General features: G+C 41.5%; 19 protein-coding genes. 10 read left to right on the forward strand and 9 right to left on the reverse strand.

Annotation, left to right across the window (positions count from 1 at the left end; all coding sequences use genetic code 11):
* Window positions 1–361: 361 nt before the first annotated feature.
* Window positions 362–1,294 carry a tRNA epoxyqueuosine(34) reductase QueG gene (gene queG, locus VB836_RS23100; protein WP_323222914.1) on the forward strand — a complete coding sequence of 311 codons (933 nt, stop codon included), beginning with the start codon at window positions 362–364 and terminating at the stop codon, window positions 1,292–1,294.
* Between the two features lie 107 nt (window positions 1,295–1,401).
* Here queG and VB836_RS23105 read toward each other — a convergent pair whose 3' ends face one another.
* The 5 genes from VB836_RS23105 to VB836_RS23125 form a co-directional block, all read right to left on the reverse strand.
* On the reverse strand, window positions 1,402–1,611 hold the full coding sequence (locus tag VB836_RS23105; protein ID WP_323222917.1) for a type II toxin-antitoxin system RelE/ParE family toxin: 210 nt from the start codon (window positions 1,609–1,611) through the stop codon (window positions 1,402–1,404).
* The gene (locus VB836_RS23110) at window positions 1,599–1,790 is read right to left on the reverse strand and encodes a hypothetical protein (protein WP_323222920.1); all 192 of its coding nucleotides are present in this window, start codon (window positions 1,788–1,790) and stop codon (window positions 1,599–1,601) included. Before VB836_RS23110 ends, VB836_RS23105 begins: the two co-directional genes overlap by 13 nt.
* An 85-nt stretch (window positions 1,791–1,875) precedes the next feature.
* Entirely contained in the window at window positions 1,876–4,764 is a 2,889-nt protein-coding gene (ileS, locus tag VB836_RS23115) for an isoleucine--tRNA ligase (protein WP_323223047.1), read from the reverse strand.
* 249 nt (window positions 4,765–5,013) lie between these two features.
* Window positions 5,014–5,634, reverse strand: a complete 621-nt coding sequence (locus VB836_RS23120) for a Uma2 family endonuclease (protein WP_323222923.1) — start codon at window positions 5,632–5,634, stop codon at window positions 5,014–5,016.
* A gap of 24 nt (window positions 5,635–5,658) precedes the next feature.
* Window positions 5,659–6,237, reverse strand: coding sequence for a Uma2 family endonuclease (locus tag VB836_RS23125; RefSeq protein WP_323223049.1), 579 nt, complete (start codon window positions 6,235–6,237; stop codon window positions 5,659–5,661).
* Between the two features lie 207 nt (window positions 6,238–6,444).
* Between VB836_RS23125 and psb30 the strand changes: the two genes are divergently transcribed.
* Window positions 6,445–6,576: a photosystem II reaction center protein Ycf12/Psb30 gene (psb30, locus tag VB836_RS23130; RefSeq protein WP_046282421.1), complete on the forward strand. Its 132-nt coding sequence runs from the start codon at window positions 6,445–6,447 to the stop codon at window positions 6,574–6,576.
* Between the two features lie 81 nt (window positions 6,577–6,657).
* Here the strand turns inward: psb30 and VB836_RS23135 are convergent, their stop codons facing one another.
* Complete coding sequence (locus tag VB836_RS23135) at window positions 6,658–7,062, reverse strand: DUF4346 domain-containing protein (protein WP_323222927.1); 405 nt, start codon at window positions 7,060–7,062, stop codon at window positions 6,658–6,660.
* Between the two features lie 232 nt (window positions 7,063–7,294).
* Between VB836_RS23135 and VB836_RS23140 the strand changes: the two genes are divergently transcribed.
* A complete protein-coding gene (locus VB836_RS23140) occupies window positions 7,295–8,254 on the forward strand; it encodes an ABC transporter permease (protein ID WP_046282423.1) in 960 nt (319 codons plus the stop codon).
* Between the two features lie 46 nt (window positions 8,255–8,300).
* Here the strand turns inward: VB836_RS23140 and VB836_RS23145 are convergent, their stop codons facing one another.
* Entirely contained in the window at window positions 8,301–9,020 is a 720-nt protein-coding gene (locus VB836_RS23145) for a Uma2 family endonuclease (RefSeq protein WP_323222933.1), read from the reverse strand.
* Between the two features lie 57 nt (window positions 9,021–9,077).
* Between VB836_RS23145 and VB836_RS23150 the strand changes: the two genes are divergently transcribed.
* The 7 genes from VB836_RS23150 (at window position 9,078) to VB836_RS23180 (ending at window position 20,736) form a co-directional block, all read left to right on the forward strand.
* Window positions 9,078–9,992 (forward strand): ABC transporter permease, encoded by a 915-nt coding sequence (locus VB836_RS23150; RefSeq protein WP_323222934.1) that lies wholly within the window; start codon window positions 9,078–9,080, stop codon window positions 9,990–9,992.
* Between the two features lie 439 nt (window positions 9,993–10,431).
* Window positions 10,432–11,919 carry a TldD/PmbA family protein gene (locus VB836_RS23155; RefSeq protein WP_323222937.1) on the forward strand — a complete coding sequence of 496 codons (1,488 nt, stop codon included), beginning with the start codon at window positions 10,432–10,434 and terminating at the stop codon, window positions 11,917–11,919.
* 522 nt (window positions 11,920–12,441) lie between these two features.
* Window positions 12,442–17,526, forward strand: coding sequence for a hormogonium polysaccharide biosynthesis protein HpsA (gene hpsA, locus VB836_RS23160; RefSeq protein ID WP_323222941.1), 5,085 nt, complete (start codon window positions 12,442–12,444; stop codon window positions 17,524–17,526).
* Window positions 17,527–17,552: 26 nt separating this feature from the next.
* Window positions 17,553–18,212, forward strand: coding sequence for a hormogonium polysaccharide secretion pseudopilin HpsB (hpsB, locus tag VB836_RS23165; RefSeq protein ID WP_323222943.1), 660 nt, complete (start codon window positions 17,553–17,555; stop codon window positions 18,210–18,212).
* A gap of 54 nt (window positions 18,213–18,266) precedes the next feature.
* Window positions 18,267–19,289 (forward strand): hormogonium polysaccharide secretion pseudopilin HpsC, encoded by a 1,023-nt coding sequence (gene hpsC / locus VB836_RS23170; protein WP_323222946.1) that lies wholly within the window; start codon window positions 18,267–18,269, stop codon window positions 19,287–19,289.
* 44 nt (window positions 19,290–19,333) lie between these two features.
* Window positions 19,334–19,984, forward strand: coding sequence for a pilus assembly FimT family protein (locus VB836_RS23175; RefSeq protein WP_323222949.1), 651 nt, complete (start codon window positions 19,334–19,336; stop codon window positions 19,982–19,984).
* A 62-nt stretch (window positions 19,985–20,046) separates the two neighbouring features.
* Window positions 20,047–20,736, forward strand: coding sequence for a pilus assembly FimT family protein (locus VB836_RS23180; RefSeq protein WP_323222951.1), 690 nt, complete (start codon window positions 20,047–20,049; stop codon window positions 20,734–20,736).
* Between the two features lie 121 nt (window positions 20,737–20,857).
* Here VB836_RS23180 and VB836_RS23185 read toward each other — a convergent pair whose 3' ends face one another.
* Together VB836_RS23185 and pbpC are read right to left on the reverse strand one after the other, a co-directional pair.
* Window positions 20,858–21,229 carry a DUF4189 domain-containing protein gene (locus tag VB836_RS23185; protein WP_323222953.1) on the reverse strand — a complete coding sequence of 124 codons (372 nt, stop codon included), beginning with the start codon at window positions 21,227–21,229 and terminating at the stop codon, window positions 20,858–20,860.
* A gap of 88 nt (window positions 21,230–21,317) precedes the next feature.
* Window positions 21,318–23,612 carry a penicillin-binding protein 1C gene (gene pbpC, locus VB836_RS23190; protein ID WP_323222956.1) on the reverse strand — a complete coding sequence of 765 codons (2,295 nt, stop codon included), beginning with the start codon at window positions 23,610–23,612 and terminating at the stop codon, window positions 21,318–21,320.
* Window positions 23,613–23,720 lie beyond the last annotated feature (108 nt).

Genomic DNA, 23,720 nt, shown 5'->3' on the forward strand with positions numbered 1-23,720 from the left:
GCCATTAAGGTCTTTTGACGGTTATTAAGTTTGAGTTGGGTCTTGAAGGCTCGTTGCATAGATGTATTCTGTTATCTTACAGATAGTACCGTGTTGTACCATAAATTGTCAACTAGGTTACTGCTCTGTGGTAAAAGTCATAGTAGGTATTGAGACTCCTCTGGTAAATAACCGTTTTTAGGAGCTGACCTTGAGTCTTGCTTCCTTTGGTTTCTATTATGTAACGTTTTTTAAAGTTTTGCAAATAAAACTTGCAAATTACTTTGATTTGTAATAATAATATATTTTTATGGCAAAATGTAAACGCGATCGCTACATTGAAAGCAACACCTGTGCTATATAATCCCTACATCCGACGGTCATGTATCCCCCAGTCCAAGCGCATCAAGTCAAGCAGCAAGCCATCACCCTCGGATTTCACAAAGTTGGGATAGCGACTGTTGTTGAACCCAAAGCCGAAGTTGAACGGTTACAGGCTTGGCTGAATCAAGGCTATCAAGCAGAGATGGCTTGGATGGCAAACCCCAGACGTCAGGATATTCGTCAAGTCATGCCAGAGGTGCAGTCCGTTATCTGTGTGGCGTTGAACTATTACACCCCTGACGAACGTCGGGAAGGGGCTGAATATGGCAAAATTTCCCGTTATGGTTGGGGGCGAGACTACCATAAGGTGATGCACCAGAAGTTGAAAGCGTTTTCCAACTGGTTACAAGCCCAAGGAGAAGGCATTCAAGCGCGATATTACGCCGATACTGGCCCGATATCTGATAAAGTTTGGGCGCAACGGGCGGGTATCGGTTGGATTGCGAAAAATAGTAATGTAATTACACGAGAATATGGGTCTTGGGTGTTTTTGGGGGAAGTCTTAACGAATTTGGAGTTAACGCCAGATTCTCCCCATACCGAACATTGTGGCACTTGTACGCGCTGTATTGAAGCTTGTCCGACGAATGCGATAACAGAACCGTTTGTGGTGGATGCGAATCGCTGTATTGCTTATCATACCATTGAAAATCGCGCCGAACAGTTACCGGAGAATATTGATTTAAACGGTTGGGTTGCGGGGTGTGATATTTGTCAGGATGTATGTCCTTGGAATCAACGCTTTGCTAAAGAAACTGATGTTGAGGCGTTTCAACCTTATCCGGGAAATATTGACCCAAAATTAAGTGAGTTGGCAGAACTTTCAGAAGAAGAATGGAACGAACAATTTACCGCTTCTGCGTTGCGACGAATTAAACCCCAAATGTGGCGACGTAATGCCCGAAAAAATTTACAAAATAATAGAGGTTAAATAATACTGTAGGGGCGGGTTCGAGTTGATGTATGTTTTCCCTGCAAATCAGTTAAATAAACCCGCCCCAGAGCCTTCTGACTTCTTCTCAGGGGGGCGGGTTTATCTCAATCTCTCAGTAGTAGTAAAGATATTGTAGAACCCGCCCTTACAGAATAATTATTGATTAGTCGGACAGATATGACATCTAAACGTTCGACTGCTGCAAATATTTGATCTATAAATACTTGAGCAAAACTTGGTGCATCTATAGCAATAAAGTCACCAATTGCTTCCAAATCAGCTAATGCTTGACCTGTCCAATTTATTGTTGCCATGTCTTAATACGTTTTTTGGCTTCGTCGTGAGAAATCACATCACCCGCTTCAACTTGTTTAAGTCCTTGTTCTACTTTATACAAAAAGTAGAGACGTTCCATAACGTCTGAAAACGTAACATCTGCTGGCATTCCTTCAATGGCTTTCAGAATTTTTTGTTTAACTGTTGAATTGACCATGATTACCTTTTGCTTAACTTTAGTTAATCGGAATTAGGTAAAAGTAGAGTACGTCAAACGATATTAACGCACTCTACTGTTGGGTTTAGAATTCCCCTGCTAAAGCGGCGACGCAACGTTCACAAATGGTTGGATCTTCAGTAGACTCACCCACATGAACGGAATAATTCCAACAGCGATCGCATTTTTCGCCATCAGCTTTCACAACTCCAATACCCAAGTCTTCAGACTCATCGCTGTATTCAAGTCCTTTTAACTTGTTGGGGGTTTCTAACAGTTCAACCTGAGAACAAATAAACAGATAACGCAATTGATCAACGCCGTTATGCTGTTTTAACTCTGTAGTTGATGGGTTGATTTGTTCTAACTGTTTGCGGAAGTTCTCATCAGAAACATACAGTAAAACTTTCGCTTCTAAAGACGAACCAATCATCTTTTCTTTTCGGGCTTTTTCCATGACTTGGTTAACTTCTGCGCGAATTTCCCGCAATTTTTGCCAGAATTTAGCGAGTTCCGGTTGTTTCCAAATTTCCTCTAATTTCACCCAACCTGACTCGAATACCGATGAATAAGGAGTCGCATAGGGTAAATTTTGCCAAATATCTTCCGCCATGTGACAGAGGACAGGTGCGATCGCTTTGGCGAGGTTTTCTAAGGCAACCGCTAACACGGTTTGACAACTGCGACGTCGGAAGGCATTATCTGCACTAATATACAGCCGATCTTTGGCAATATCAAGGTAAAAATTAGACAGATCTACAACACAGAAATTCTGCACCGTTTGGAAGAAGCGGAAGAATTGAAACTGATCAAACGCATCTTTGATTTCTGTAAAAACCTCCGTGATCCGATGCAGCATATATCGGTCTAAATCGGGTAATTCCTCATAACTAACCGCATCTTTTTCGGGGTTAAAATCATGCAAGTTTCCAATTAAAAATCGGGCTGTATTTCTAATTTTGCGGTAGATATCCGCCATTTGTTTGAGGATATTTCCCCCCAACGGGACATCAGTTGAATAATCAACAGACGACACCCACAACCGCAAAATATCAGCCCCATAGGGTGGTTCTTTGTCTTTGTTTTTACCGCCTTCAATCACAATCGCCGGGTCAACGACATTCCCCAAGGATTTACTCATTTTATGTCCCTTTTCATCAAGAACAAATCCATGAGTTAATACGATTTTATAGGGCGCATGACCATAGTTAGCCACACTGGTTAATAAACTGGAATTAAACCAGCCTCGGTGTTGGTCTGAACCCTCTAAATACATATCGACAGGATAACCTAACCCCCGTTGTTTGGCGACTGCTGCCCAGGAAGAACCGGAGTCAAACCAAACATCCATTGTATCGGTTCCTTTGCGGTATTTTGCCGCATCTTTGCGATATTTTTCGGGTAATAACTCCTCAACAGACAGTTCCCACCACGCATCTGAACCTTTTTCAGCAATGATATTTTGAACGTGAGAAATCGTTTCTTCGTTCATCAAATGTTCACCTGTTTCTTCATCATAAAAAACAGGAATGGGTACGCCCCAACTGCGTTGACGAGAGATACACCAATCTGAACGTTCCGCCACCATTGGAGTGATGCGATTTTCGCCTTGGGCGGGAATCCAACGCACATTTTGAATGGCTTTTACAGCTTCTTCGCGGAACCCTTCAACGGACGCAAACCACTGTTCAGTTGCCCTAAAAATGGTCGGTTTTTTGGTTCGCCAATCATAGGGATATTTGTGTTGATAGGGTTCTTCTTTAATGAGTGAACCTGCTTTTTCTAAGGCTTTAATAACCGCTTCGTTGGCATCTTTGAGAACATTTAATCCTGCAAATTCACCCGCTTCTGCGGTAAAGTTTCCATCTGCATCTACCGGACACAATACAGGTAAACCATAGCGTTGACCAACGATAAAGTCTTCCTGACCATGACCAGGGGCGGTGTGAACGAGTCCGGTACCGGATTCTGTGGTAACATAATCTCCCCCAATTAATATCGGACTTTCGCGGTCAAATAGGGGATGTTTGTAAGTGGAATGTTCTAAATCTTTGCCTTTTACGGTTGCTTTTACGGTGAGATTTTGACCAAACGTTGCTGATAGACGTTCGACCAATTCTGCGGCGACTAACAAATATTTAAACGGAATGGGATTTTCCGCATTTTTTTGTGTTTCAACCACAGAATACATTAATTCAGGGTTCAACGAAACGCCTAAATTTCCCGGAATTGTCCAGGGTGTTGTTGTCCAAATCGCGACACCTAAATCGGGTAGAAAAGGCGTTAATTCTGATTTAACTGCTTCCGCCAAGCTAGTCATTGGAAAGGCCGCAAATAAACTGCGAGAAACATGACCCTCTGGATATTCTAATTCCGCTTCAGCTAGGGCTGTTTTTGAACTCGGACTCCAATGAACAGGCTTTAATCCTCTATAGATATAACCTTTGAGAACCATCTGGGCAAACACGCCAATTTGGGCGGCTTCGTATTCTGGTTTTAGGGTTAAATAAGGGTTATCCCAATCTCCCCACACTCCATATCTTTTGAAAGATTCTCGTTGTTGGTCAACCGTTTCTAGGGCGAATTCTTTTGCTTTTTGACGCAGTTTTAACGGGGTGAGTTCTTCCCGTTCCGACTGTTTCATTTGTTGTAAAACTTTCAATTCAATCGGCAAACCGTGACAGTCCCAACCGGGAACATAACGCACTTTTCGCCCTTGCAAAATTTGGTAACGGTTAATAATATCTTTTAGAATTTTATTGAGGGCATGACCAATATGTAAGGCACCATTGGCATAGGGCGGCCCGTCATGTAAGATAAACGCATCACCCGGATTATTTTCAGATAAACGTTCATAAATTTGATTTTCTGCCCAAAATTTTTGTAATTCGGGTTCCCGTTTGACAGCATTTGCCCGCATATCAAACTTAGTCTGTGGCAGGTTCACCGTATCTTTGTAAGATTTGGCTGCCATTTCTTGTTCTTTTCCGTTTACATCGCTACGTTCAGCCATGATTTACCTTTATTTGCGGCTAGCTTGCAATACAACCTTTAGTTTACCGTAGAAGTCTACGGCACTGTCAGATTACGTCGTTGTCTATCAGATATAATTTATATACTACAATTATAATACAAGCTTGTCAAGTTGATTGACTTCACCACCGTTACCGCTAAGAAAAATAAATTATGATTTTTTGATGGATTTTGAAATCCGTTTTGAACCTCAACTCAACACCAAATCTTCTAAATTTTCATCAGGAAAAACGACATCTTCATAGATTAAAGAAATTGGACTGTTAAAATTAACACTGGTTAGATTAATTTCGAGTTCGGTTTGATTAATTGCTAATTCTTCTGGGGAGTAAGAGGTTAATTCCCATTTATTTTGTTCATTCAGACGATAACACTCAATATTCATTTTTTCAGTGTCAACCAGTACATATTCTTTCAACGTTTCAATTTTGCGATAATGTCTAAATTTTTTGCCTCTATCAAAACCTTCTGTACTCGGAGATAACACTTCTACAATTAAACAAGGATAATAAATGACTTGACGGGCAGTTTGATCTCGACTGTCACACGTTACCATGATATCAGGATAATGAAAGGGGCCGTTACTAGAAACCCCAACTTTTGCATCAGCCATAAACACTTTACAGCCTTTTCCTCGTAGATGGCTTTTGAGTGCAGAAGCTAAATTTAAAGCAATAGAATTATGGGGTAAACTTCCCCCTGTCATCGCGAATACTTGACCGTTGATATATTCATATTTTATCGGTTGTTTTTCTTCCCATTCTAAATACTCTTTGGCTGTCATAAATTGAGATTGAGAATGAGCAATCATAGAATATCTCTCCTTGATTAACGATTAACTCCAGACAATTTTTAGGTCAAGAATAAAGCCTGGTAACACGTCTTCTCCAAATAACGTTGTAGCAGAATTGAAGGCTTCTACTGATTTTTCTAAACGATAAATTTCAACATAGAGATTTTTGCGGTCAATTAACCAAGCTAATTTAACTTGATTTTCCATATATTCTTGCATTTTGGCTTGCGTCGCTTTTAAACTATCAGAAGGAGACATTAACTCTAAGACGAAATCCGGTGCAATTGGGGGAAATTTCTCTTTTTCTTCTGGTGTGAGTTCATCCCATCTTGATTGTTTAATCCAAGCAATATCAGGAGAACGATTAGCACCATTGGGCAGTTTAAAACAAGTGGAAGAATCAAAGAGTTTACCTAATTTATTTTGACGATTCCAAAAGACAAAATCTCCTGCAATTTCAATATTACGATTTCCAGTTTCTCCCCCCGTCGGCGACATAATCATCAATTCTCCGGTTGCATTGCGTTCAAATTTTATCTCCGGGTTTTTCCGACAAAGTTGATAAAATTGTTCGTCACTCATTTGACAAACAGAACTAAAATCAATTGTATAAGCAGTCATCGTTAGAATATCGCTACGTTTAGCCATTGCTTACATTTTAAATCAGCTAGGGTTGACTCCCCTCTGCTTCTTCGAGAAGCCCAAACCCGCAAATATTGAGTTTTGTAACAATTATTAAAAAACTGTGCGATCGCCTGTATGATTAACAGTTGGTTCTTAGCATAACTCAATCTTTCAGACAAATACTGGCTTTCTTCGGGAGGAACAATGGACTTTATCACTAACTTTGTCAGCAACATCAACTTTGAACTCATTGCCCAGCTTACGATGTTAGCGCTGATTGTGATTGCTGGCCCTGTGGTCATCTTTTTGCTGGCTTTTCGCGGTGGCGACCTGTAAACGTTTATTCTGGGGGCGAGGGGAACAGCTTGTGTTTCTTTTCACCGATCCCCCAGTTTGGCGATTTTGTTAGTAATTTGCTTAGTCTTGAATGTACTCTTGTCCGCTTAAGAGTGCAATTTCTGCTTTCATAAATTCTCGTCCTAAGTAAAGCGCGTGATCCAAACAGCTTAACGGACAAGGATTGATTTCTTCTGTAATTTTCACCCCCAATTCTTTCGCGGTTCTTCCCTGAAAAACTGCGCTCGGTTGACGCTTCAAACTACCCGTACAAGGGAAAGGTTCGCCTGTTTCGGGGTCAACGGCGAGTCCTTGATCGTTAATATTATTCGTATAGTGTTCCGCGCAAATTAAACCCGCTTCTCGATCAACATAAATAATAAAGTAACCTGCCGGATCGAGATGAATAAACCGTTGGGAAAGCTGATCATCAATGGCTTTGATGTCTTCAGGCGTTGGAATTTTTGAACTAGATTGAATAGACACAGTTGCAAAATAAACAAATATTAGCCTTTAATTTTATAGCAATTGAAAATCAGGTGTGAAAGTTAGCAACCTCAGAAACCCTCTAGTGCAGGCATCTTGCCTGCTGGAAGTTCACCACTCATTTTATACTGCTATAGCTGGAATCGAGTTTTAATGCTAGACTGATTCAACATCTTCTATAATAACTCAGTTTTCAGCAATTGTCTATTAAAATCCAGTCGATTAAGAGTTTATGACGCGATATATAATTAATCGTCTTCTGAGTGCAATTCCGACTTTAATAGCAATTAGTATTGTAGTCTTTGGAATTTTAGCGATCGCACCGGGAGATCCGATGGGAGAATTTGCCACCAATCCTTCAATTACCGCAGAAGTGAGAGAAAATATTCGTCGATCTTTGGGTTTAGATCAACCGATTCCAATTCGCTATTTAAAATGGGCTTGGGCTTTTCTTCAGGGCGATATGGGTTATTCTTTTACCAGTCGTAGTCCTGTGAGTGAACTGATTTTACAACGTTTACCGACAACGTTATGGGTAGCGGGTTCAGCCTATTTTTTTGCGATGTTAATTGCCTTTCCACTGGGGATTATTTCCGCCATTAAACGCTATTCAATTTTTGATCAAGTTGCTACCACCTTCGCCTTTCTCGGATTTTCATTACCGCCTTTTTTCACGGGTTTACTGTTTATTATTATTTTCAGCGTTCAGTTAAACTGGTTTCCCTTTATTTATAATAGTACCTTAGAAGTGACCAACTGGCAAACATTAATAGAACAAATCAAACAGTCAATTATGCCGATTTCTGTATTGGCTTTATATCAATCTGCGGTGTTGATGCGGTTTATTCGATCTTCGATGTTAGAACAGTTAAATCAAGATTATGTTCGCACGGCTTATGCAAAAGGATTACCCAATTTTAACGTGATTCAAGGTCATGTTTTACGCAATGCTTTAATCCCAGTTGTCACGTTAATTGCGTTAGATATTCCCAGTTTATTTACGGGTGCTTTAATCACCGAACAAATCTTTAGAATCCCGGGAATTGGAGCATTACTCGTTGAATCTATTTATCGCAGTGATACGCCTGTTGTCATGGCGATTACGTTTATTTATGCGATTTTGGTGGTAATTTTTAATTTAATCGCTGATTTGTTATATGGAATATTAGATCCGCGTATTCAATACAAATAAAAAAGGGTGATTGAAACACCACCCTAATGGTTTGAAAACTCATTAATTAGCTGTTTTGTTCAGGATCAATTCCTGCGGATCGTAATAACTCCTCTAACCTTGTTGCTCGTAAACGTTCCTGTTCTAATTGTTGTTCAGCTTGTTCTGCTCGTAAACGTTCCTGTTCTAACTGTTGTTCAGCTTGTTGTAACTGGTTTTGAATCTCCAAATAAGTTGAAAACAATTTTCCATCAGGATGATATAATTTAAGGTCAGTTTCCGATAATTCAAAACGAATTTGTAATCGAGGACTCACCCAATTGTTGACATCATCAATCACATCTAAACGTTCATCCGTTCGTAGCCAACCACTCAAATCATTTTTCTGAGGATCATACAAATAATATTCTTCTACCCCATAACGATCATAAAAAACCTGCTTTTTATTCATCTCTGTTAACCTGTTACCGGGAGAGAGAATTTCAAAAACAACTTGGGGTGCAATATTTCCTTCATTCCACTGTTGATAGGAACCTCGATCGCCTTTCGCCACTCCAAACACAACCATAATATCAGGAGCTTGACGAATTTTATTATTACCTTGAACGGGATACCAGAGCAAATCTCCCGCCACAAATACAGCCGGATCGTGAGCAAATAGCCACTCTAAGTTATAGTAAAGAGTGAGAATCCAGCGAAACTGAATGGTATTGTCTGACATCGGTTGACCATCTCGTTCGGGATAAATAACCTCTGAAGAAGTCTGAGATTCGAGTTGAGAAACCATGATGATTCTCTCCTAATGTTCTTCTTTCTATCTTAAAGCAAATTTAAACGTTTAGACATGACTGTAATTAATCAATCTCAATCTAATCTAACAAAACCTCGAACCCTTTGGGGTGATGCTTGGCGACGATTTAAACGGGATAAAATGGCTGTTTTTGGTTTAATAGTTTTACTTTTGATTATTATTGCTGTTGTCTTTTTGCCGTTAATTTATACAACTCCCATTGATAAAATAGACTTTGGAAATTCTGCATCTCCGCCCAGTTGGGAACACCCTTTTGGAACCAATGATCTCGGACAAGATCAACTCGCTCGAATGTTAGCAGGTGGGCGAATTTCTTTAACCGTTGGTGTGGCGGCGATGATGGTTGCTATTTTTGTGGGAACATTAATCGGAGCAATTTCTGGATTTTATGGCGGAATAATTGATAGTTTATTGATGCGAATCACCGATTTATTTATTTCTTTACCTCAACTTCCGTTATTATTATTAGTAATTTACCTTTTTCGAGAACCGATGAAAGCCGTTGCTGGGCCAGAAGTTGGCATTTTTCTGTTAATTGTATTGGTGGTTGGTGGGTTAACTTGGATGTCTGTTGCGAGGTTAGTGAGAGCCAGTTTTCTAACAACAAAAGAAATGGATTTTGTAATGGCAGCGAAAGCGATTGGTGCAAAACCTTCTCGTTTAATTCGAGTTCATATTCTCCCGAATGTTCTCAGTCCAATTATTGTCGCTGCAACTTTAGCCGTCGGAAATGCGATTATTACCGAATCAACGCTGAGTTTTTTAGGGTTAGGATTTCCCCCCGATGTTCCCACTTGGGGACGAATGCTTTTTGATGCTCAAAACTATCTTGAAACGGCTCCTTACATGGCATTATTTCCGGGTTTAGCGATATTTTTAACAGTTCTTTGTATTAACTATGTGGGCGATGGTTTAAGAGATGCGCTTGACCCCCAATCTAAGCGATAAATTATATGATGTCCGACTAATCAATAATTATTCTGTAGGGGCGGGTTCATTACAGTTTACAGTTATACAGTTATCAGTTACCAGTTTTTACTGGTCACTCTCTTACAAACTTTGCTAAGATTGCAAAGTTCCTTATCCGGTAATAACTCTAAATCAGCCGTTGTCCAGTAAACTTGATTCGGTGTTGTTTGAGTAATGGGTGAGACTCCTTGGGGGGTTTAATGCTATTTTAGATGAAATTTAGAATGGATGCTAAAGAAACCCGGTTTCTTGTTGGCGAGCAAAGCCGGAAATGTTTAATTTCCCTTGAGAAACCGGGTTGATGTGTCAGTCTTGTTACCGAAAATTCACCCTAAATGTTACCCTGAAACTGTGCAAATCGGCTGAAAAGGTTTAACATATATAAACTACAATATTTAGAGAACTCAAAAATCACGATATGGTACTTGCACCGACTCGCCAAACAACAACAGAATTAGCGACGCTTGCTATTGATTTAATTCGTCAAGCTGGATGTGAATATGGAGATGTTCGCTTCTGCACTTATCGTAAACAAAACCTCTTTGCTCGCGATCGCTCTTTGAGTCGGATCGAAGATAATATTAGCTCAGGTTTTGGAGTACGAGTTCTACTCAAAGGCGCTTGGGGGTTCGCTGCGAGTCATCGAAAAACACCCGAAGAAGTGACGCGAATTGTCAATTTAGCGGTTGATATCGCCAAAGGAAGCCGTCTTTCTCTACAAAATCCCGTGCAGTTGGTTCCCGTTGAAGCGTACAAAGATAGCTACATTACACCGATTGAAATTGATCCGTTTACAGTTCCCATTGCTGAGAAAGCCGAATTTTTACTGAATATCAATGAACGGTTACTCGCCTACGAAGAACAAGGCATCAAAAAAGCCATGTCTTTTCTCCAATTTACCCAAGAAGATAAACTCTTTGCTTCAACTGTAGGTTCGGTGATTGAACAAACCATTTACCGCAGTCATCCCAGTTTTAGTTGTACCGCAATTGCTAATGGAGATGCACAAAGTCGCGGTTATGAACGTCCGCCTTTGAACCGGGGTTATGAACATATTGATATCGCTGATTTAAACAATCAAATTGATCGAGTCGCCCAAGAAGCGATAGAAAAAGTTAACGCTCCTACAGGGCCGTCTGGCATTCGTTCAACCCTGATTTTAAAGCCCTCAAACCTCTATTTAACGATTCACGAATCCGTCGGACACCCAACGGAATTAGACCGGGTTTATGGCTATGAATCTAACTTTGCAGGCACCAGTTTTGCCACAACCGATCAACTGAATACACTCCAATATGCCGCCCCTTGGGTAAACTTTAAATGCGATCGCACCCAAGCAGGAGGACGCAGTACAATGGGGTATGATGATGAAGGCGTTCCGGCGCAAGATTGGTATGTGGTAAAAGACGGAATTTTAGTGGATTATTTAACAGATCGCGAAACCGCTTATCGACTCGGACGAGTCAGCAGTAATGGTTGTGCTTATGCCGATAGTTGGTCAAGTGTACCGATGGTTCGTATTCCCAATTTAGGCTTAGAACCAGGGCGAGAAAATGACAGTCATACTGCTACTTTAGCAGAGATGATTGCTGATACCGAAGATGGGATTTTAATTGATGGAATTGGCAGTTTTTCTATCGATCAACAACGGCGTAATTTCCAATTCGGAGGCGATGCGTTTTGGCAGGTGAAAAACGGTAAAGTTGTGGGAATGTTAAAAGATGTCACCTATCACGCCATGACCACAGAATTTTGGAATAAAATTGATGCAATTGGCCCTGAATCTGAACGGGAACAATTGGGAACAAGTTACTGTGGAAAAGGTGAACCGATGCAACTCGCCCAAATGACTCATGCTTGTGTTCCGGTACGAGTGCGAGATATCCATATTGGCGGCGCATCTTAAACTAATACCCATTTCAGATTTTGTGGCGAAGCATCTTGATCGTAATGGCTTCGCCACCCAAACAGGTAACTGAAACAGCCAAGAGCGATCGCACGGGTTGACACCCCTCGATAAATTTGAAAAGTGGCGATCGCTTTTGAGCTGAAGTTGGGAAGAATAACATTAAACTCTGTAGTTGTAGGAAATGGAAAGGAGGTGTGATATATCGCACAGAGTTTGTGTGATGGAAGGAATGCTAATATCAAACAGATTTGCTATCTATTAAAAGGTGTATCGGACTGGATTTTTCTAGTCGATTCTGTCCCCGGAGCCGTAGCTTGATTTAACCTTCCCTCTAGGGAAACGCTAACGGTGGGATGTTAGAACGGATAATAACCAACCTCTATTTTAAATCAAACGCTTGAGCTTGAAATAAGCCAACAGTGCCTTATCCCCTGAAACTAACTATTAATACTAGGGTTGTGGCGTTGTCCTCACCCGACTACCAACAAACCAAACGTGACTGAAAGTCAGGACAAGTCTATGTCTAAGCATAATAAGTCAAAAATGTCAATACAATCTCGGTTACAGACTGTGTATCAGTCTATTGAGAGAATCATTCAAAGGCTGATGCGATCGCTGTTGAGAACTTGGATGGCGATGAACCAAGGCGATCGCAAGGGTCGGGCGGGGTTTGTCTTGCCTACAGTAACGATGGTGTTGTTGGTGGTGGTATTGTTAACAATAGCGATTACCCTGCGATCGTTTGACCGAGCGAAAACGGCTCAATACCGTCGAGTAGAGCAGGCTGTATTGCAAGCGGCGACACCAGCCCTAGATAGAGCCAGAGCGAAGTTAGAAGACTTACTTGGGGGCGGAAATGAAAGCCGAAAAACAGGTCAATCTAGTCGGGGTATTCCTACAGAATCTTCATTGTATGATGCCTTGAGTGATCCTGCCTTATACACTTTTCGAGATGAGGAACGTTTACAGGTTAGTTTTACTTCAGGAGGTAGTTTAACGGTTTGTACACAAAATAACCTTGATAATTGCAATCAGATGGAAACGGCTTGGCGTTTCCCGGTTGATACAGACAACGATACTCAGTATGACAGTTTAACCTATTATGGGATCTTCTTCCGAACCCCAGCACAGGGAGCTAACAATCAGGAATCAAGAGCGAGAGTGCCTTTAGATGCCCGAACACTCCCTGTAGATACAGGAACTCTCTCGAATGCTTGTGTTGCTGCGGGTGGTACCTCTGCATCGCTCGTGGGTGATACAGGTTGGCTAAAAACAACAAGTGGCTTACTGAAGAAAAGCTTTTTTATCTATACTGTAACAGTACCAATAACTCAAGATGATCCTCGTCCCGATATACCAGGTATTCCACCAGATAATTACGATAATTTTAAAGGGACTCCAGGATTCTCTGCATTAGAACTCCAACAAGATTATGGCAGAGAACCGATTGTTAACAACGCGGTAATTTACGAAGATGACCTCGATATTTCACCGGGTCCTACATTTAACTTGAATGGTCGTATTGTTACCAATAGTAACTTAATTATTTCACCTCGTAGCACAAACCAAGGGATTAAACTTCATTTAGTTAGCTCTCCGGCTTCCTGTTTTTATAAAGCCGATAATAGTAAAATTCAAGTTGCAGGTAACGTAGTTGTTGGTACAGTTGATAAGGATAATATTTCTAGACCCGTTGAAGTTCATCTTTTCGATCCAGGTTTAACAGCAGGAAATGATCTTCCAGGTGGAAAGAAACTAACACTAACAAGCGGCAATGACTCAGTAGGTTCAGACAAAGCAAGGGATGTGTTGTACAACTCCCTAGCCTACGTCAACCGCATTGAAGCCTTAAAACTAGCTAATGGCACTCCGCTAGCGGCTAACCCTTCTTACTATCAAGAAGTCACTCGCAAAGTTCCTTTCAAAGAAATATCCGAAGCGAATACAAACACTGCAACTGCAACAGTACAAACCCTTAAAGGAGAGTTAGCCCCGAATTTTCCTGCAATGCTCCCTGTGGACACCAATGGGTTGAGTGCAAATACAACCTTGGGCTTGGAAATTAATAACCTGCCCGCTACAAAACCGGATGATGCCGATCCGAGTTTTGAAGAGAGTGGAGAAAAACAGATTGGCGATCGCATTTTAGTGGGAAATAACCTACCCTTGCGATATTTCTTTAAACCTGATGCTACTGGAGAATGGCGCGGCAGAGGCTACGAAATGGATATCACGGGAGGAAAATGGGCAGGAAACGTGGATGGGCGTTATCGCCAAACTCAGGTTGCAGAGATCCCGAACACTGGGCAGACAGCCCGCAATGGCGACTGGGAAAAAGACGCTGTTCGAGATCCCGTTGAACCCTCGGAAGCCGTAGGGGGTTTGTTAGTCGTGACAGGGGCGGGAGTGTACAACCGAGGTAAATCGTTCTTGCCTCCTCCTATTCCGGCGACGATGAACGTCGATGAAGTAGTGAGTGGAGTTTACAAACCTGTTGCTAGTGGGGGGGATACTTTTACCGTAGTCTGGCCGGATACAATGCCCATGTCACCTGCTTATAAGCAAAATGGTACTGTAATTCCGGGGTCTAAAATCTATAAGAACGATGACTTGTATCAAACAGATGGTTTGACTCCAGTAGCCGCAGCTACTTTTCAAAGTAAAGTCGAAACCAATCTGAGCGCTCGTTGGATAAGTACACCAGCTTGGAGTCCATTAGCCGCAAGCGACACAAACCCTAAAGGGGATCTGCGGATGCGAACGACAATTGTATATCACTACGCATCAGCAGAAGAAAACATTAACGATACAAAGCTGTATGTTGATAAACCTGATGAACCCATTTTAGAGAGGGATGATCTCGAACCCATTGCTTGTGTCAGCAGTTACTACGACCCCTCAACCAGTTTCACTGCTAAAAATGAAGAAGGTTTAAAGTGGAATGCCTCAACTATAAATACAGGGCGCTCTAATAACGGGATAGTTTACCCCGTACCCACAAGCTTTAGTAACGCTGACCTGACACAACAGGCTAAACTGATTTATCCCGATGGAAGGCTAGTCAATGAGCCACTCTACCGAGCTTCTCAGAACCCCAAAAACTTCACTACTGGGCTGACCCTCGAAGAACACGCAGCCGTTTATTCTGCTCAATGTTCATTAGATATTTTAGCGGGTGCAACTCCAGTGAATTCATCAACGAATAATGTTGGTGATCCTCTGACGCGCACAACTCAACTTTACACGACTCTCCCCGATGGTGCGATTCGAGAAGCCACTTTCTTAGATGCAAGACAAGTCAAGGCGCTTGATGCGAATAATACAACAACACCCGTTGTTGATGAAACGTTTAGCCTGCGAGTCAATCGAGACGGTACTGTGGCAGCTAATGCAAGCTTACCAGAAACATACAGACAACCGTTAGAAGATCGTTATCCTCTGGAAGTGCGGGTAACTCAGCTTGATCTCAATACTCTGAGAAATACAACCGTCACTCAAAGTCTTCCTGTTGAAACAGGGCCGATTGTTGGCGGTACAGAATACTATTTACCATTGAGTGGTATTATCTACGCGACTCGTGATGATGCCTTACCCGATTTTAGTGATACGACTGTTGACAAAAGTGCAGCAGATTTCAAAATCGATCCGAGTCGTCGTCCAAACGGTATCATGCTGATTAACGGCGAACGACTCGCTCGTAATGATGCAAACCCCGATGATGGTCAAAATGATGACAGTTCTAGTCGAGAAGATTTCGTCTATGAAAAAGGTTTAATTCTAGCCAGTAACGTCCCTGTTTACGTCTGGGGTGATTTTAACCTCCATACTAAGGAAGAATTTACCGAGAAATTAACAGACTGGAAGGATTTTTACACCCGCAAAACTCTTGATAAAAACTTTGCTTGTCGGAAAAATGATCCCAGATTACCAGACTGTAAAGAAGGAGATAACTGGCGACCTGCAACGGTTATTTCTGATGCTGTCACATTGCTCACTCGAAATGATGGCAGCTTGAAAGAAGGTTTTCGCCCAGGTTTCCGTAACGAAGGAGATTTTGACCTGAGAAATAATGCAGGTAATGTCGTTATTGGTGGGGGTTATAACTTCGATGGAGATAATGATCTCGGAGATCGAGTTATCGAAAGTGATGTTGGTCTTGACTTGAATGAGAACGGCACTATTGATAATAGTAGTTTACCAATTTTAGAAAACCAAATCACCGCTAAGATGGCTAGACTGTTAGCAGGTTTCAACCCTTATAACGATTATGTTGTTAATGGTTTGAGTAGTGGTGCAGAGTTTGATACAAATCAAGACGGTACTATTAATACAGCAGCCTCTGAACCCAATGAGTTGTACACAGATGAAGATTACCGGGTGACTAATAAAAATCCGGCTAATAGTTCCTACTTCAACAACTTTGTTACCCCAATTCAACGTCGCCGAACCACTTTCTCTGAATATGTAATGGAAATGTGTCTCAAGCTTCCTGTTTCAGCTTGTCAGCCTGATGATTGGGTTGTGGTTGATAAAGATGGTGGAGCTACGGAGACTGCATCAAAGGCTTTCAGTGATGGTGATAATTTTAATACGATTGACGGCTCTGGTACAACTTCTCGTCCACCTGCTCCAGATTATCAACGTTTTCCTCGTCGCGTTGCTTTTGAGCGCAATGGTAATAATCTTAAGCCAGACAGTAGTAACTTGCCAATTCCATTAGGAATCGATCCAAGTAGCAACATAGCTACCTATACAGCAACTACAGTTCCTCCGAATAGCACGAACGAAACTCTATGGTTCCAAACTCGCAACGGAACTGCCAAAAACTGGGGATCTGAGTTTCCGTTGTGGTATTACGATCCTGCTACTCCAGATACATCTCGCACTTTTGGTTCTAGTAGTGGTACACTTCAACCACTTTTAGTTCCTGTGTTACAGATTCATGCAGGCCAAGTCAATAACGTAAACACTGATATTGCTGCTTTTCCCTCGCCTACAGGCTCCAACGATAAGATTGATACGACATCTTGGTGGTTACAAGGACCATCGAGTCAAGGTGGAACATTCAACCTGATTGTTGGAACAGGCGATACTCCCGCACGACCCGGAGAATTTAACGGGGGTCTGCAAAACTTACCTCGTTTCTTAGAGAACTTTATTTCAGAAAAACAGCAGAAAAGCACGATAATTTTCGGTTCGTTCCTTCAAACAGGACGGAGTAAATATGCAACGGCTCCCTATCAGTCCATGAAGAGTGATGCAGCTACTCAACATCCCGGAATATTTGGTAACGAAGACAGTAGTAATAAAGGGCGCGTTTACCGAATTGGGAACTCAGATGGACGTACTCCGTTCTTCTTACCTCCTGACCGAAATTGGGGTTTTGATGTGGGTCTGCTCTCCCAAACGCCTGACCGCTACGCCAGCAAGTTTGCTCAACCGAGCGCTGAAGCTGATGACTACTTCCGTCAAGTCAGCCGAGATGATCCCTGGGTACAAGCTCTATTATGCTCAAAAGTTGCTGATGGTGGTGCTAATGCTCTAGCTCGTGATGGTAATCGAGTGAGATTAACCGGAACAGATTGCACGAACTACGGTGGCTAACAAAATACAAAAAGGAGGAAAAAAAGATGATTTTACTCAAGCCCAAACCTCAAAAATCTAGCGAGTCTGGCTACAGCTTAATCGAAAGTTTGATCGCTATCATTATAGTTTCTATCTTGATGGTGTCTGTAGCGCCAATGATTGCTTTATCTGTTGGAACTCGCGCTCAAGCCAAACGGTTAGAATTGGCGTCTCAAGCTGGGAAAGCTTATGTTGATTTTCTCAGAGCGAATTCAGGTAATGTAACCGAGATTGTAAATAATGCCCCTGGTAATACCACAAATACAGCCCCAACTCAAGGTGATTTTGTTGCTGACAAAGAAGGTTATGTGAACAACACCAATAAGCTGTATTGTGTCAACTTCGATGAAAATGCGGGTTGTCAGTCCAATAGTTTAGTCGATATGCTTGTTCAGCCTGTGCAGTTGCATAGTGTAGATCCAAAGACTGGATACAATCTATTAGTTCGAGTCTATCGGGCTGATGCTTTTTCTAGTGGTCAAACCTTAAAAAAAGACGGTCAAAACTCAGCGATTACAAACGCAATTGGCGATCGCACCGCTCCAATGGTTCAGTTTTCAACTTCGATTAGTTCTGTAAATTCGTCGGGGGGTGACAAGTATAAGGACACAAATTGCAGAATCAATAATAAATTAGGAATTTCCGATCTCATCAATTGTCCTTAAGGTGAAAGATAGAACTCCATCAGTTTAAACCATTCAGTATCAGGGCAGAAGACCATGAATAATTTATTGCGATCGCTCCTTAAAATCCAAAATAGAACAAGAAAAAACCAGGGTCTATCGGTTAGCGGTTTTACGATGATTGAGTTGATGGTGGGAGCGATTTTAGCGTTCTTGATCATCACTCCGATGTTAGGTTTTGTGATTAGTATTCTCGAAGATGATAATAGAGAAGGACTCAAAGCTATCACTGACCAAGAAGTAAATAGTGCCGTTGATTACATAGCAGAAGATTTGAATCAGGCTCGGTATATTTATGACAAAGACGGTTTGACTAAAATCCAGGCTGAACTTCCAACTGTTGATAATGGTACTCCTATTTTAGTCTTTTGGAAGCGCCATCTGCTTACAAACTCTTTACCCTTCAATAGCAAGACTCAACCTAAAGATTGTAATGATACTACTAAACCCTGTAATGATGCTTATGTCGATGCGTTGGTTGCTTATTACTTAGTCACAAATAATCAGAGCAATATTTGGTGTAATCCCACAAGCAATGCAGGCCAATGTCCGGCTCGAATTGTTCGTGCAGAAATTCGGGGAGCTTTAAGAAATCCGAAAACAGGAAATGAATATCCCGTAGCTGATTTGAAGGATAGTCAGAAAAAAACTCTAGGCTTTCAGGCTTTGCAAGATGATCCGAAAACTTGGAAGAAAGATCCAAATACAGCTTATCCTGCAAACCTTGCTGAAGTTTTAGTTAACTATATTGATCACAATACAGTTGCATTACCCGGTGACGCCACAAATGAATACTGTGTAAATGCTCTAGGTGGTGAACTTACTAATCTAGTAACGGGCGCTCGAAAAAACGATAACATTTTAAAAATTAAAACAGATTCTAATAGTTTTGTCGCTTGCGTTGATTCTGATCGAAATATTGCTCATGTTGCGATTAGAGGAAATGCTCTGCGTCGTAAGGATGCTGACGCTCCTTATAGTGCAAACAAATCATCCTTCTTTCCCACTGCTACCGTGAAGGTTCAAGGACAAAGTACACCGATTTCGAGTGGTAGCTAGAACATAGTTGAAGATTTCAATTTCAACTCCATTAATAAAAAGCCATGAAAAAACAACTATTTAAAACTCTAAAGAAATCGGCTTCTAGTTCAACTTCTTACTCATCTTCTGAGTCGGGTTTTTCATTAGTTGAACTGGCGGTTATCGTTGTGATGATTGGGATTTTTTCAGCGATCGCGGCTCCCGTTTGGGATGTTTTTGTGAGCCGTCAAAGAGTAGGAGCCGTTAATGGTCAAGTGTTACGAACGTTGCAAACCGCACAAGCAGAAGCCAAACGAAACAAGCAAAACTATGTTGTTGCATTTAGAGAAGCTGCCGATCCTACTACTGCTCCGCCCGAATTTAGCACTTATTTAGAAGGTACTCCTGACGCTGATAAATTCTGGGAACCGTTAAATTTGGAGGGAGAAGTTCCAACAGGAACACACAAAATATACGTTCAAGCTAATAATGATGATGATGCCGATCCTGATAATAGCAACGGCCCCGAAATTGATTCAATTACCTTTAATTACATGGGAGCAGTAGAATATCCTAAACCTGTGAGTTCTGGCCCACAACCTGAAAATACAGATGGTTTCACGGTAACAGTTTCTAATCCTGATGGAGGCTTAAAACAATGTGTAAAAGTTGTGACAATATTAGGTGCAATGATAACATCTGAGGGTGATGATAATCCAACTGGATGCCCGTAAAATTAAAAGTTGATGTAAGATAGAATTAATCATTTTTAATTCTGAATCAGGGCTGCAACTCAATGAAACCAAACACGCGATTAAAATGCGATCGCCAGATTTCTCGTAAGCCTTTTACCTCCCTCGCCTCAAGTTCAAAAGTTAGATATACCACTGGATATACTATAACCGAAATCCTATTAGTTGTTGGATTAATTAGTATATTTGCTGGAATAGCAGTTCCCGCTTGGATGGGTTTCATTAGTCGTCAACAACTGCGTACAGGTGCAAACCGAGTGTATTGGGCAATGCGAAGCGCTCAAAGTGAAGCCAAACGTCAGAAAACCTCTGTTCAGGCTAGTTTTCGAGAGAAAGATAACCGAGTTCAATGGGCGGTTCATCTGGCGAGTGTTCCTCCAAATGACTTATCAGATAGTGCTTGGGAAAGCTTGCCTTCTGGTGTGTTAATAGATGATAAAGTAAAAAACGATAAGGGTAGACTGGAAACGACTCTTCTCAAAGTAGATCCTGTTGATAACTCAGTTAGAAATGCGGGGACTGTTTATCGCGCATTATTTAACTATAAAGGCTGTCCCATCTATGAATCTACCGATGAATGCACTCACGGCAACCCGAGAGCCAAAGGACGCCTGGGACTCATACACAAAAACTTAGAAAAGCAGAAACGTTGTGTGATTATTTCGACTTTAATTGGGGTGGTTCGTACCGGAGAAGAACATACCAAACCCCAAGATAACCTATATTGCTATTAAAATTGTTAGGGTGATTAAGAGTTTTTGCGATCGCGAATTGGTGTTAGCCATTTTCGGGTCAACTGAATTCATCCCCAAAAATTGCTCTTAAGTGCAAGTATCTTGCTTGCTAGAAGCCGTTTTAATAACGAGTCGTACAAGCCCAGGTTTCTGTGCGACAACTTCCGTTTCCACAGGCGGCGACGGCGGCGGCTTCTGCTTGTTGGCGTGTATCAGCCCAAGCCCAACCCAGTTTTCCGTTTTGATCTTTAGCAACGGCACCACAGGCGTTTTTAAACCAAACTTGTATTTTACAGGTAGACTGTCCACATTCTTGTAAAGCCCGTTTTTCCGCTTGTTCTCGCGTGGGATAATCAAAAGAATAGCCCCACATTTTCCCATCAGGAGTAATTGCGATCGCCCCATAGCTGTCAGGGAGTTGTGCGAAAACCATATTACTGATTAATATTTTAGTTCCCACAAAAAATGCAGTCACAATTCCTAAACGTTTCATTTTTCTTGAGTCGGGTTACATCTTTTCTAGATTACCCCAAAAGAAACCCGGTTTCTTTGAGAAACCGGGTTTCTCTCTTGAAGCTACTTCACGGGTTGTCAGACTGAACGACTGAAAAACCCCGATGATAGGGTTTGGGTTCAGCCACTCGCACTTCAAACTCTACACTTTCATTGCGATCGCCTTGTTTAACCGTTAACGTCCATTTTCCCGGTTGCATTTGCCAAAATAAAGAATTAACTGATTTTGTCGCTAATTTCTCACCATTTAACCACCATTCTACAGGCTCCTGACTATTTCCCATCATTTTAAATTCTAATTGCGGAGATTGATCAGGATTCACCAAAAAATAATCATCCGGTTGAGGCGATAAAATCCTCAGTTGATTGGCGGTTAAATCAAACCGTTGCTGTCGGGCTAACCATTCGTTATATTCGGGTGTTAACTTCAAGTTTTCCGCCGAACTTTGATAAGCTGGAACATCATCTTGATGAAAATATTCTAACACAATTCCCGACTGACAATCTGAAGTTGGTTTTGTTCCCGTTGTTGCACAAATTGGCAATTTTACTAACTCAGCAGGAACCGGAAAATTAAGCGGTTCTTCTTGGGAATGTAAGTGCATGATAATTCGACTCCACAACGGCGCCGCACCCATCACGCCGGATACATTTTGCATCGGTTTTCCGTCAAAGTTTCCTACCCAAGTCGCGACGGTATAATCTGTTGTAAATCCGACTGTCCAAGTATCTCGATGATCGGAAGAAGTTCCTGTTTTAACGGCAACGGGAAAGGGTAAATTTAACACAGATTCAACTCCAAATGCAGCCGCCCTCGCATGAGAATCACTCAACATATCAGTAATAATTTGCCAAGTTTCAGAGCGATCAATTTGTTGCTCATTTTGAGTTAAATTTTCGGTTAAAGTTGTAACTAACGGTTTAAACTGTCCTTGGTTTGCTAAGGTGACATAAGCTTGGGCGAGTTCCCATAATGTTACTTCTCCGCTTCCCAAACTTAATCCTAAACCATAATGTTCGGGAGGTTGGTTTAAATGTTTAAATCCCAAGGTTTTTAAACGCGATAAAAACACGGGTACGGTGACTTTTTCTAACACTCTCACAGCCGGAATATTTAAAGAATTGGCTAAGGCTAACCGCACTCTCACAGGGCCTAAAAACGTTTCACTGTAATCTATTGGGCTGTACAATTTTGCACCCGGAATCGCATAATAAGTCGGAACATCTGCGAGAATTGTATGAGGCTGAATTATGTCTTCTTCTAAAGCGAGTTCATAGAGAAAAGGTTTCAAGGTTGAACCCGGTTGACGCAAAGCTTGAACCCCATCATTACTTCCTAAGTTGCGGGTATTAAAATAGTTGGGAGAACCGACATAAGCTAAGACTTCTCTCGTTTTATTATCAATCACAATTGCGGCTGCATGATTAACATTTTTATCCGCTAAAGCCATCACCACTTGTTTAACTTGGGCTTCTACAAATTGTTGTAAGGTTAAATCTAGAGTCGTTTGAATATGAGGTTTTGGGGTAGAAGTTTCAGAGGAATAACTCATCTGTTCAGATACCCAAAATAAAAAGTGTGGAGAAGCCATAACCCCGAGTTGAGGAAGTTGGAATTCTACATTTTCTCGATTAGCGTGTTCGGCTTGTTTGGCGGTAATATAACCATCCTCAACCATGCGATCTAAAACATAGCGTTGACGCTGTTTTAACCCTTGTAAATTGTAGTAGGGATTTAAGTCAGTTGGATCATTGGGTAAAGCAGCCAGTAAACTCGCTTGGGATAAGCTTAAATCTGTGGCAGGAATGTTAAAATAAGTGCGAGAAGCCGCTTCAACTCCATAGAGATTTCCCCCCATTGGTAAACGGTTAATATAGGCTTGTAGAATCTCATTTTTATTCATTCCCGCAACTAACCGCCAAGACAACCAAATTTCTCGACTTTTATTCACTAATGTTGTCGGTGCGGGTTCCAACATTCGGGCGAGTTGCATGGTAATAGTAGACGCACCACTGACTATTTTTCGGGCTTGTATCGCTTCTAAAATTGCCCGGATAATTGCTTGACTATCAACCGCACCCCGTTGATAATATCGTTTATCTTCTGCGGCAATAATCGCTTGAATAAAATGCGGTGAAACTTGATCTAACGGCACAACTGTGGTATGATTTTGATCGCGGCTGAGTAATATTCCGAGGGGCTGTCCATAGCGATCGCTAAATTCAACCGCGAGGCTATCTTGCGTGATATTTTGGGCGCGAATGGGAGCGAGATAGGGAAGCGATCGCACTGTTACCCCAGTGAGAATTATCCCTAAAATCACTTTAATTTTTATGTGGCGAAACCGGAGAATATTTTTCATTTTTTGATCCAAATAAATAAAGCACGATAAATTATAAATTATGAATTTTGCCTCTTACAAGATTGCCTTTTGCCTTTTGCCTCTTACAAGATTGCCTTTTGCCTCTTA

This window comes from Limnoraphis robusta BA-68 BA1 (genome assembly GCF_034932365.1).
Lineage (GTDB): Bacteria > Cyanobacteriota > Cyanobacteriia > Cyanobacteriales > Microcoleaceae > Capilliphycus > Capilliphycus robustus.

Excerpts from the sequence above, each read along its gene's own strand:
- queG (WP_323222914.1), top strand. The coding sequence starts at position 362 with ATGTATCCCCCAGTCCAAGCGCATCAAGTCAAGCAGCAAGCCATCACC.
- VB836_RS23105 (WP_323222917.1), bottom strand. The coding sequence starts at position 1,611 with ATGGCAACAATAAATTGGACAGGTCAAGCATTAGCTGATTTGGAAGCA.
- VB836_RS23110 (WP_323222920.1), bottom strand. The coding sequence starts at position 1,790 with ATGGTCAATTCAACAGTTAAACAAAAAATTCTGAAAGCCATTGAAGGA.
- ileS (WP_323223047.1), bottom strand. The coding sequence starts at position 4,764 with ATGGCAGCCAAATCTTACAAAGATACGGTGAACCTGCCACAGACTAAG.
- VB836_RS23120 (WP_323222923.1), bottom strand. The coding sequence starts at position 5,634 with ATGATTGCTCATTCTCAATCTCAATTTATGACAGCCAAAGAGTATTTA.
- VB836_RS23125 (WP_323223049.1), bottom strand. The coding sequence starts at position 6,237 with ATGACTGCTTATACAATTGATTTTAGTTCTGTTTGTCAAATGAGTGAC.
- psb30 (WP_046282421.1), top strand. The coding sequence starts at position 6,445 with ATGGACTTTATCACTAACTTTGTCAGCAACATCAACTTTGAACTCATT.
- VB836_RS23140 (WP_046282423.1), top strand. The coding sequence starts at position 7,295 with ATGACGCGATATATAATTAATCGTCTTCTGAGTGCAATTCCGACTTTA.
- VB836_RS23145 (WP_323222933.1), bottom strand. The coding sequence starts at position 9,020 with ATGGTTTCTCAACTCGAATCTCAGACTTCTTCAGAGGTTATTTATCCC.
- VB836_RS23150 (WP_323222934.1), top strand. The coding sequence starts at position 9,078 with ATGACTGTAATTAATCAATCTCAATCTAATCTAACAAAACCTCGAACC.
- VB836_RS23155 (WP_323222937.1), top strand. The coding sequence starts at position 10,432 with ATGGTACTTGCACCGACTCGCCAAACAACAACAGAATTAGCGACGCTT.
- hpsA (WP_323222941.1), top strand. The coding sequence starts at position 12,442 with ATGTCTAAGCATAATAAGTCAAAAATGTCAATACAATCTCGGTTACAG.
- hpsB (WP_323222943.1), top strand. The coding sequence starts at position 17,553 with ATGATTTTACTCAAGCCCAAACCTCAAAAATCTAGCGAGTCTGGCTAC.
- hpsC (WP_323222946.1), top strand. The coding sequence starts at position 18,267 with ATGAATAATTTATTGCGATCGCTCCTTAAAATCCAAAATAGAACAAGA.
- VB836_RS23175 (WP_323222949.1), top strand. The coding sequence starts at position 19,334 with ATGAAAAAACAACTATTTAAAACTCTAAAGAAATCGGCTTCTAGTTCA.
- VB836_RS23180 (WP_323222951.1), top strand. The coding sequence starts at position 20,047 with ATGAAACCAAACACGCGATTAAAATGCGATCGCCAGATTTCTCGTAAG.
- VB836_RS23185 (WP_323222953.1), bottom strand. The coding sequence starts at position 21,229 with ATGAAACGTTTAGGAATTGTGACTGCATTTTTTGTGGGAACTAAAATA.
- pbpC (WP_323222956.1), bottom strand. The coding sequence starts at position 23,612 with ATGAAAAATATTCTCCGGTTTCGCCACATAAAAATTAAAGTGATTTTA.